We start from the raw sequence: 9,948 nt of genomic DNA on the forward strand, positions 1-9,948 counted from the left end.
CCAGAATTCACCAACCGGCGCGGCCACCTATCGGCCATCAAAATTGACGCCGACCGGACTCCGTAATCGTCGCGCTACAGTTATGTGCGCCCGCGCCGCCGCCTCCAGATCGGTGTGGTCGGAGCCGATGCCGGCCGTGACGACCAGCTTCAGCTTCTTCGCCTTGGCGATCCGCTCGGCGGTCAGATAGGCGGGCCAGAAGGGCTGGGAAATCACGATCTCGGCGTCGGGAAGATGCTTCTCGAACTCTGAATCCGGACCGTCCTTGTCGCTGGTGACGATCAGCTCATGGCCGTTCTTTTCCAGATACGCGCGCAGGCCCAGTTCGCCCGAGACGCAGCCGACCAGGTCGCCGGGCTTGAACCCGAGCGGCCCCTTCGGCGTCGGCGCGGTCTGGCCGTTGGCGTAGCCGGTGATGGTAGGGATGTCGTCCCGCGCATATTTCGGCGGGTAGCCATCGACCGGGTCGGGATAGAGAACACAGAGAACCTTGGCCATTGGAATGCCTCCTTGAATGGCTGGCCCGGCGATTTGCTCGCGCCGCCGTCAAGGAAAGCTGGACCCGAGCCCCCGGAGGGTCCAATCGTTTGCCCAAACCTCGTGATAACCGGAGATTATCAAGCCGGATCGGCCAAGGCTCCGTTGAGCATTGCCTCCAGGTCGAGATTGCTCGCGATCCGCCACGCCGCCTGCGACAGCACGGGCTGGTTCTCGCGGCGCAGGCGGATGAGGCAAACATCCTCGGTATGTCCAGGCGTGATGTGGTGAATCCGAAGCTCGCCGCCTTCGGCATGGGTCGACAAGACGCTGAGCGGCATGACGCTGAACGCTCGCCCGCTCCGGCATTCGACGAGCAGAGCGCGGATCGCGTTCGTCTCCAGCACAACCTTCGGCATCGCGCCCACGTCCTTGAAAATCTCTTCCAGCATCTGCCGGTTCTGCATGTCACGGCTCAGCAGGCAGAGCGGCAGGTCGGCGACGTCGGCCCAGCTCAATTCGTGCGGCAGCGAGGTCTGTTCGCTGGCGACGAGGACGTAGCGCTCCGAGAATAGCGGCATCACGTCATAGTCGTCGCCGACCAACGATCGGTCGTAAAGCATCCCCAGGTGGAGGTCCTGAGACTTCAGCCGCTGGAGAATCTCCGGCGTGCTGAGCGACATAACCTTAAGGGTGAGCTGCGGGAGGATTTCCCGATATTCCGCGCTCAGCAGCGTGGCGGCATGAATTGCGGTCGGAATACCACCAATCGACAGATGCCCTTGTGGCACGCTTCGCACCAGATCGGCTTCCTGCCTCAATCCCTCCAGCGAGGCCAGCATTTGACGGACCCACAGGATAACCCGCTCGCCTTCTGGCGTTATCCCCTCGAAGGTGCGGTTGCGCTTGATGATCGTGATGCCGAGCTCGCGTTCCAGTTCCCTGATCCCGTTCGACAAGGCCGGCTGCGAGACATGGCAGCTTTCCGCTGCGCGGCCGAAATGCCGATGCTTGTCCAGGGCGATCAGATAGTTGAGCTGGCGTATGAACATTCAGAACACCCAGGGCAGCCGTTGGCAGCAGGCGTATAGCTCAATGCCGCGAGAACCAACTCCCAAGGCAATTGTAGCCTAGGTTCAGGACCTATTAAATTGCTTGCGGGGTGGCGAAAGATGCGGCGGCAAAAGGACCCGGCCGCTGATTCAGCCAATCTGAATTGACTGCTCCCGCGACGGCTGATCGGAACTGACGGCAAGTCTCAGGCACCGCCGCTTTCGGGCGATAAGATAGGAACAGCAAACCTTGGCGCGGCGGCGAATGCAGTCTCGCCAAGAGTGTCTGCTCGCACCGGAATCGGTCATTCGTTCCCCATCGAGCGGCCCGGCAAGAATGCGCCCATTTTGGCCGTTTGCTCCCCTTCGCCAGGACTGGAAGCGGCCGTTCGCTTATGTGATAACGGCCCCCGCGCCTGATCTTACGGTCGGTTGGCCCGCACAATGACAAAGACACTGGTCACGGGGCAAACCTCGTGAACACGAAGTCATGTCCCTTCACGCGGGCTTCGTGACAAGCGAAGCAGGTTCGATGCTGGACTTCGTCCACCGGCTTCCCGCCGATGAACCGGCCAAAGCCCCAGCCCCCGGTTGCTGCGTACCGCCTGGAATCCTTGACCATGACCTGCACGGTCGTGGCGGCGCCTGGAATGGCGGCCGGCTCGAATTCCTGGGAGGGCGTGCGCTTCCAGGCAAGTTTGACCAGAACTGTCCCATCCGGGAACGGCAGGGTGCCGCTGCGATAGGCGTCGATCGCCGTCCTGTTCCCGACGATGGCGCGAAGCTCATTCAGCGGCTCCCCTTCCAGGGCGGGCGCGATCAATTCCCATTGGCGATACCCCTCGGGGAGCGAAACCCCGTAAATCGGCGAAACGGATCTCGCGTCGCCCTCCCCTTGCGCGCGTGATGCCATGGTCAGGGAGATGAACAGCGCTCCCACGAGCGGCAGGATGTGAACCGTCCTCATCGGTTGTCTCCGTCCTGTCCTCAGAGCCGATCGACGTCGATGACGGCGCGGGCGAACGCCCGCGGCGCTTCCTGCGGCAGATTGTGGCCGATGCCGCCCGATATCAGCCGGTGTTCGTATCGGCCGGTGAACTTGTTTCGATAAGCGGTGGGGTCCGGATGAGGTGCGCCGTTCGCGTCGCCCTCGAGCGTGATCGTCGGCACGGAAATCGCCGGGGCTGCGGCGAGCCGGGCTTCGAGCGCATCATAAACGGGCTCTCCCGTCGCCAAGCCTAGCCGCCAGCGATAGTTATGGATGACGATAGCTACATGGTCAGGGTTCGCAAATGCCTGAGCGGATCGCTCGAACGTGGCATCATCAAAGCTCCACTTTGGCGACGCAATCTTCCAGACGAGCTTGGCGAAATCATTCCGGTTCGCTTCATAGCCGAGCCGGCCGCGTTCGGTGGCGAAATAGAATTGATACCACCATTGCAGTTCGGCGGCCGGAGCAAAGGCGCGCGATTAGCGACCTGACTGCCGATCAGATAGCCGCTCACCGAGACCATCGCCTTGCAGCGTTCCGGCCAGAGCGCTGCGATCACATTGGCCGTCCGCGCGCCCCAGTCGAAGCCGGCAAGGATTGCCGTTTCGATGCCGAGGGCATCCATCAGGGCGATGATATCGACCGCGACCACCGCCTGCTGGCCGTTGCGTACCGCCCCGGTCGAAAGGAAACGCGTCGTGCCATAACCTCGCAAATGCGGGACAATCACGCGGCAACCGGCCGATGCCAGCAGCGGGATCACTTCTGCGAAAGCATGGATATCATAGGGCCAGCCATGCAGAAGGATGACGGCAGGGCCATCGGTCGGCCCGCTGTCGACATAGCCCACATTGAGGGCACCGGCGTCGATCTGCCTGAGTGGCCCCAGTGATGCGCCCGCCCCCGATCCCGACCGGGCAGCGACTGCCTGCACCGTCCCGGCCTGTCCCGCCTGCGCTTCCGCGCGGCTGGCCAGGACAAACGGGCTGGCAGCGATCGATGCCACCGCGATCTCCAGAAAGTTCCTACGATCTGGATGCGAGCCCATCGTTGCTCTGGTCTTGCTGGTCATGGGAATCTCCTGTTCGCAATGCGGGCCTTTCTTGTTGTCGCCGTCCTATGCGTGCGCACCAAGGAAGGAGGCAGTGCTATTCAGGAAGTCCGTGGAGGCACTCACCGAGGCCCATTCCTTCGCGTCTGCCTGCCTTGTCTTTTCGGCCTCCCCGATGGCATGGAGCGCATCGCTGCCAAGCACGAGGTGCGCGGGCAGCCTGTCGCGGCGTGTGAGCGCTACGATGACATCGGCTATCCTGACCGGATCACCGACCTCATTTCCCACCAGTGTCTTGTGTGAGGCGAGCCGTGCACCGACGCTTTCCGCATAATCGGGGAGAATCTCCTGCGCTCCGCCGCTTGCGATTGCAGCCCAGTCGGTTCGCATGCCACCTGGCTCGACCGAAATCGCGTTTACGCCGAAAGGCGCGACTTCCTTCGCCAGCACCTCGGTGAAGCCGGCGACAGCCCATTTGGCGGCCTGATAGGCGGCGAGACCCGCCGTGCTCACACGGGCACCAACGGAGGAAATGTTGATGATGTGGCCGGCACGATGCCAGCGCATTCCCGGCAGGGCCGCGCGGGTAAGATTGACCACACCATAGAAGTTCGTGTCGATCTGGGCGCGGAAGTCTGCCTCGGATGTCTGCTCGAAGGGCGCGACCTGTCCGAAGCCGGCATTGTTCACCAGAATATCGAGACGGCCGAAGCTCTCGACCGCGAAGTCGACCGCGGCCTCGGCGGCCGCCACGTCAGTCACATCAAGCGCGAAGGTCCGCAGCTGGTCGCCATGCTGAGCCTGCAAGTCGGCCAGGCGGGCGGGGTCGCGCGCCGTTGCGACGACATGATCTCCCGCCGCGAGCGCGGCCTCGGCGATGAAACGGCCAAGCCCGCGGGCGCTGCCGGTGATGAGCCAGATCTTCGACATGATTGGATCCTTTCAGGGAATGCGACCACTCCATCGGCAGTCATTGCGCTGTTGCCGCCCGCTCGATGAGCGCCGCGACCGGAGCGGGATGCGACACCATCACGACATGCGATGCGCCCTTGACCACGACGGTGTGCCTGGAGCGCGCGCGCTGGGCCATGAAGGCGAGGGCCTGCGGGGGAATGTTCCTGTCCGCATCGCCATAGACAAACCAGCAGGGTATGGTCCGCCATGCCGGTTCGCCCGACGCTTCGTTGAGAGCGGCCTGCGCGATCGGGCGCTGCTCCGCCGCCATCAGCCTCGCCTGGGCTACCGGGACGTCTGCCGCGAACTGCTCGTGGAACCTGTCGCGCTGCACATAAAGGTCGGCCCCGTCGCCCGGCAGCATCACTGGCGGGGCAAGCGCTGACCCGAGCGTGCTGCCGGGGAACTTGCCGGACAACCCGGCTGCGGTTTCTCCCGCATCTGGCGCGAAGGCGCTCACATAGACCAGCGCCTTGACGTTCGCATGGCCACCGGCGGCGAGGCTGATGACCGAACCGCCATAGGAGTGGCCGACCAGAACGATGGGAGAGGCAATGCTGGACAGGATGCTGGAGATATAATCGGCATCGCTCCGAACGCCGCGCAATGGGTCGGCGGCGGCAATGACGGGATAGCCGTCCTTCTCCAATATCTCGATAACACCGTTCCAACTCGACGAATCCGCGAACGCGCCGTGAACCAGGACGATGGTAGGCTTGGCCGGCTGCGCGAAGGCTTGCCGGCTGCCGAGCAGGGCGGCCGCTGCGACGGCAATACCCGCGATGAGCTTGTTCATGGGACAGGTTCTCCTGCGGATGATCAGACCAGGCTGATCGCGACGTCGATATTGCCGCGCGTGGCCCTGGAATATGGACAGGTCAGATGCGCGGCATCCACGATCGCCCGCGCGGTTTCGGGGTCCATTCCCGGCAAGCGGACATTGAGGCGCGCACCAAGCGAATAGCCGCCTTCACCCCTGTTCAAATCGATCTCGGCGTCGATCGCCAGATCGGCCGGAAGAGCGATCCCCATCCCCTTGGCGGCGATTCCCATCGCACCCTCGAAGCAGGCGGACCAGCCGGCGGCGAACATCTGCTCCGGATTGGTGCCGATACCCGGAGCGCCGGGCGTGGAGAGTTTGACGTCCAATCGGCCGTCGCTGCTGCGTGCCGCGCCTTCGCGGCCGCCAGTGGTGTGGACCTTGGCGGTATAGAGGGTCTTGATCTCACTCATGATCATGCTCCTTCATGAAAGCTGGTGTGCGGTCAGCGCAGCGGCCGGAATGCGGCACGCACTTCATCGGTGAAGATCGCCGGCTGCTCCCAGGAGGCGAAGTGGCCGCCATTGCCCGCCTCGTTGAAATAGATGAGGTTGCCATAGCAGCGCTCGGCCCAGCTCCGGGGCGCGCGGTAGATTTCGCCCGGGAAGACGGTCACGGCGACAGGCAGCTTCGGGATATTCACGGCGTTGAAGTTGTTCGAATGATCTTCCCAGTAGATTTGGGCCGCTGAGGTTCCAGTTTCGGTGAACCAGTAGAGCGAGATGTCGTCGAGCATCTCGTCGCGGGTCAGCACCCGTTCGGGGTCGCCCCCGCTATAGGTCCAGGTCGCGAACTTGTCGTACATCCAGGCGGCAAGGCCGATGGGCGAATCCACCAGCGAATAGCCGATGGTCTGTGGTCGCGTGACCATCATCTCCGCATAGCCCGCGCTGTTCTTGTAGAATGTGTCGAGCGCATCGAACGCGGCCTTCTCCTTGACGGATAGTCCGGCCGGCGCCGGTCCCTCAGCGGTCAGGATCGAGGCGATCTCGGGCGGCACGGTGCCGGGCATGTTGAGGTGGATGCCGAGCAGTCCCGGCACCTTCTGCAGCGCCATCCGCTGGGAGATGACCGAGCCGCAATCGCCGCCCTGCGAGACGTAGCGCTCATAGCCGAGCCGCTGCATCAGCGTCGCCCAGGCGCGACCGATATGGTCCGAGCCCCATCCCGTCGCCGTCGGCTTGCCGGAAAATCCGAAGCCGGGGATCGAGGGCACGACCAGATGGAAGGCGTCCTCTGCCTTGCCGCCATGCGCGGTTGGATCGGTGAGCGGGCCGATGACCTTCACGAACTCGAGGATCGAGCCGGGCCAGCCATGCGTCATGATCATCGGCAGCGCATTCTCGTGGCGGGAGCGGACATGGATGAAATGCACGTCGAGCCCGTCGATCTCGGTCATGAACATGGGAAAGGCGTTCAGCTTCGCCTCGATCTTCCGCCAATCGTAGCCCGTCGCCCAGTAGCGGACGAGCGGCTGCAACCTGCCAAGCGGCACGCCCTGCGAGTCGTCAGCCACCGTCTCCCTGGCCGGCCAGCGGGCAGAGGAGAGGCGCCGCCGCAGATCGGTGATCGCCTGGTCGGGGATGTTGATCCTGAAGGGGCGGACCGATCCACTACCGGTCTGGGCCCGCAATCCCGCAGGCATGAGGCCGACCGCTCCGGCGGCGGCCGAGGAGATGAGAAACCGGCGCCGGGTCGTGGATAGATCTGATACAGATGCTGTCGGCATCACCATTCTCCTGTGCGGAAAAGCGGTTGGTGACGCAGCATCTAGCGGGAGCCCGAAGGAAGCGCCCGTTATGGATTGTCATGTATTGCCAGCAGCCATGAGCACGCTGGTGGAAATGGAAAAGCGGATCGAAATCCGATGACCGACTTCTCGGCGCAGAGCAGCGACGTCCTGTCCTTTGGCCCTTTCAGCCTGGCAGCCAGCGAACGGCTTCTCACCAGGGAAGGCACCCCCGTGGAGCTCGGAGCGCGCGCGCTCGATATTCTGATCAGGCTGGCATCCCAGCCTAACGAAGTTGTCAGCAAGCGGGATCTTCTGGCCCATGTCTGGCCCGACATGATCGTCGAAGAAGGCAGCTTGCGGTTCCACATGGCGAACCTGCGCCGCGTACTTGGCGATGGCATCGACGGCGCTCGCTACATCACCACGCTGACCGGCCGCGGTTATTGTTTCGTGGCACCGGTCTCACGCGTGGAAGGCCGCAGCGAGCAGCGCGCGCCGACCCTGACGCGCTGGGCGCATGCCAATATGCCGAACCGCCCGATCGGTATCGTCGGCCGCGAGGATGATGTCGCGGCCCTGTCGCAGCAACTGCCGGCGCATCGGTTCGTCACTATCGTCGGCGGCGGCGGGATCGGCAAGACCACCGTCGCCGTGGAGGTGGGGCATACGCTGGCCGACAGCTTTGCCGGTGCAGTGTTGTTCGTCGACCTCGGCATGCTGAGCGATCCCGATCTGGTAGCAACCGCCGTGGCCTCGATGCTCGGCCTGTCCATCCAGTCCGAGGACCCGACACCCGGACTGATCGCCTATCTCAGGAACAAACGGATCCTGCTGATCCTCGATACATGCGAGCATCTGATCGATGCCGTGGCCGCCCTTTCGGCGCAGGTTTTCGCAGCGGCGCCGCAAGTCCACATTCTCGCGACGAGCCGCGAAGCGCTCGAGGTCAACGGCGAGCGTATTCACAGGCTGGTCCCGCTGGCCTGCCCGCCGGGCGATGCCGAGGCGATGGCGGCCGCCGTCCACAGTTTCTCCGCGACCCGGCTATTCATCGAGCGTGTGGCGGCGAGCGGGACCGGGCTGGATCTCGGTGATGCGGATGCGGCAGTCGTGACCAGCATCTGCCGCAATCTGGGCGGCGTACCCCTGGCTATCGAACTGGCGGCCAGGCGGGTCGGGGCCTACGGGCTGCAGCAGATCGCGACCCATCTCGATCAGAACCTGGCCCTGTCCTGGGCCGGGCCACGCAGCGCGCCGCCGCGCCAGAAGACCCTGCTCGCGACCCTGGAATGGAGCTACGGGCTTCTCTCCGAACTGGAACGAACGGTGCTCAGACGGCTGGCGATTTTCGTTGGCGATTTCACGATCGAGGCCGCGCTGGCGGTGGTGACGAACGACACTGTCGATCAGGCGGCTGTGTTCGGTGCAGTGGACAGCCTCGTCGCGAAGTCGATGGTCGCGACCCGGCCTGCCGGGGCGATGATGCGCTATCGGCTCCTGGACACGACACGCGCCTATGCGCTCGAGCTCACCGAGAGCGCTGCCGAAAGGGCCGAACTGGCTTCGCGACACGCCATCTATTACCGCGGCTGGCTTGACCAGACCGACGCGGCGGCACGCATCCTGTCGGACGGTACCGAACGTGCCGGCCATTTCGCAGCGCTCAACAACGTCCGTGCCGCTCTGGAATGGTGTTTCGGCGACGATGGCGATGTACGGATCGGGATCGACCTTGCCGCCGCCGCGGCGCCGGTATTCCTCGCCATGTCGCTCCTGTCGGAATGCCATCGCTGGTCGGAGCGCGCGCTGCTCGAACTGGACGAGACCGGACGCGGAGGGCGCGTGGAGATGCATTTCCAGGCCGCGATCGGCGTGGCGGTCATGTTCACCCGCGGTGGCCAGGACATGGCGCGCGTGGCGCTGCACCGGAGCCTTGCCATCGCCGAAGCAGCGGGCGACCGCTTGGAGGAATTGCAGGTGCGGGGCCCGCTACAACTCTTCTATATACGGACGGGCGACTTCAAGACCGCGCTGCACCATGCAAGGCGATGCGCCACCATCGCCCGCACGCTCGAAGACCCCGTCGCCATGACCATCGCCCGATCCCTCCTTGGCATGGCGCTGCATTTTGGCGGAGCGCTGGACGAAGCTCGCGCCGAACTGGAGGCCGCGCTGCACAGCACGCCCCGCGCGCAGCGGACGACCACGGTGTATATCGGTTTCGAATGCCGTACTCTCGCGGGCGCGGTGCTGGCGCGAACTTTATGGCTGCAAGGCCATCGGACCCAGGCGCTGGAACGCGCACGGCAGACCATCAAGGATGCCGCCGACGCCGATCATGCGGTGACATCATGCATCGCCCTGATCTGGGCGACCACGATCTTTCTATGGGCCGGCGATTTCGAGAGCGCGGAGGAATATATCGGCTCGCTCGCCTTACTCGCCGAGGCGAATTCCCTGACGCCTTATCTCGCCGTGGCCCATAGCTTCGCTGCCGAACTCGCCATCCGCCGGGGTGATGCCAGTGGCAGCATCGATCGCCTTCAGGACGGCATCGGCGAGCTTCGCGTGGCGCCCTACGGGATGCTCGACACCCCGTTCAACATCGCGCTGGTCGAGGCATTTGCGGGATCTGGACGCCTCGCTGAAGCCCGCGCCCTGCTCGACGACACGATCGCGCAGGTCAAGACGAATGGCGACACCTGCTACGAGCCGGAACTGGCGCGCGTGAAGGCCCGCCTTTCAGCGACGCCGGAGTAACGCCCTGTCCTGTCGAGAGCGTCTTCTCAGACTAGGGCCGGGACTCATAACCACCATGTGATGGCGGCGGCGAGGTGGATGCTGCCGAGGAAGACATCGGCGCGGCGGTCA

At 64.2% G+C, this 9,948-nt stretch carries 11 protein-coding genes; 2 read left to right on the forward strand and 9 right to left on the reverse strand.

The features are described from left to right. Positions 1 to 27: 27 nt before the first annotated feature. The 9 genes from CV103_RS02430 to CV103_RS02465 form a co-directional block, all read right to left on the reverse strand. Complete coding sequence (locus CV103_RS02430) at positions 28 to 498, reverse strand: hypothetical protein (RefSeq protein ID WP_245896621.1); 471 nt, start codon at positions 496 to 498, stop codon at positions 28 to 30. A 119-nt stretch (positions 499 to 617) separates the two neighbouring features. Continuing rightward, positions 618 to 1,529: a LysR family transcriptional regulator gene (locus tag CV103_RS02435; protein ID WP_107393874.1), complete on the reverse strand. Its 912-nt coding sequence runs from the start codon at positions 1,527 to 1,529 to the stop codon at positions 618 to 620. Positions 1,530 to 1,989: 460 nt separating this feature from the next. Further along, a complete protein-coding gene (locus CV103_RS02440; protein ID WP_107393875.1) occupies positions 1,990 to 2,496 on the reverse strand; it encodes a cytochrome P460 family protein in 507 nt (168 codons plus the stop codon). 20 nt (positions 2,497 to 2,516) lie between these two features. Next, the gene (locus CV103_RS22750; protein ID WP_245896622.1) at positions 2,517 to 2,699 is read right to left on the reverse strand and encodes a hypothetical protein; all 183 of its coding nucleotides are present in this window, start codon (positions 2,697 to 2,699) and stop codon (positions 2,517 to 2,519) included. A 101-nt stretch (positions 2,700 to 2,800) separates the two neighbouring features. Further along, positions 2,801 to 3,592 carry an alpha/beta fold hydrolase gene (locus CV103_RS02445; RefSeq protein WP_245896623.1) on the reverse strand — a complete coding sequence of 264 codons (792 nt, stop codon included), beginning with the start codon at positions 3,590 to 3,592 and terminating at the stop codon, positions 2,801 to 2,803. Positions 3,593 to 3,637: 45 nt separating this feature from the next. Beyond that, positions 3,638 to 4,501: an SDR family NAD(P)-dependent oxidoreductase gene (locus CV103_RS02450; protein WP_107393876.1), complete on the reverse strand. Its 864-nt coding sequence runs from the start codon at positions 4,499 to 4,501 to the stop codon at positions 3,638 to 3,640. A gap of 40 nt (positions 4,502 to 4,541) precedes the next feature. Continuing rightward, positions 4,542 to 5,321: an alpha/beta fold hydrolase gene (locus CV103_RS02455; protein ID WP_107393877.1), complete on the reverse strand. Its 780-nt coding sequence runs from the start codon at positions 5,319 to 5,321 to the stop codon at positions 4,542 to 4,544. Between the two features lie 23 nt (positions 5,322 to 5,344). After that, positions 5,345 to 5,758, reverse strand: coding sequence for an organic hydroperoxide resistance protein (locus CV103_RS02460; protein WP_107393879.1), 414 nt, complete (start codon positions 5,756 to 5,758; stop codon positions 5,345 to 5,347). Between the two features lie 32 nt (positions 5,759 to 5,790). Next, entirely contained in the window at positions 5,791 to 6,990 is a 1,200-nt protein-coding gene (locus tag CV103_RS02465; protein ID WP_245896624.1) for an epoxide hydrolase family protein, read from the reverse strand. Here CV103_RS02465 and CV103_RS22755 point away from each other — a divergent pair. Further along, positions 6,911 to 7,216 (forward strand): hypothetical protein, encoded by a 306-nt coding sequence (locus CV103_RS22755; protein WP_245896625.1) that lies wholly within the window; start codon positions 6,911 to 6,913, stop codon positions 7,214 to 7,216. The genes CV103_RS02465 and CV103_RS22755 overlap by 80 nt on opposite strands. Then, positions 7,213 to 9,837 carry an ATP-binding protein gene (locus CV103_RS02470; RefSeq protein ID WP_107393878.1) on the forward strand — a complete coding sequence of 875 codons (2,625 nt, stop codon included), beginning with the start codon at positions 7,213 to 7,215 and terminating at the stop codon, positions 9,835 to 9,837. The genes CV103_RS22755 and CV103_RS02470 overlap by 4 nt, the downstream gene beginning before the upstream one ends. Positions 9,838 to 9,948 lie beyond the last annotated feature (111 nt).

The sequence above is a fragment of the Edaphosphingomonas fennica genome (genome assembly GCF_003034225.1).
Lineage (GTDB): Bacteria > Pseudomonadota > Alphaproteobacteria > Sphingomonadales > Sphingomonadaceae > Sphingomonas_E > Sphingomonas_E fennica.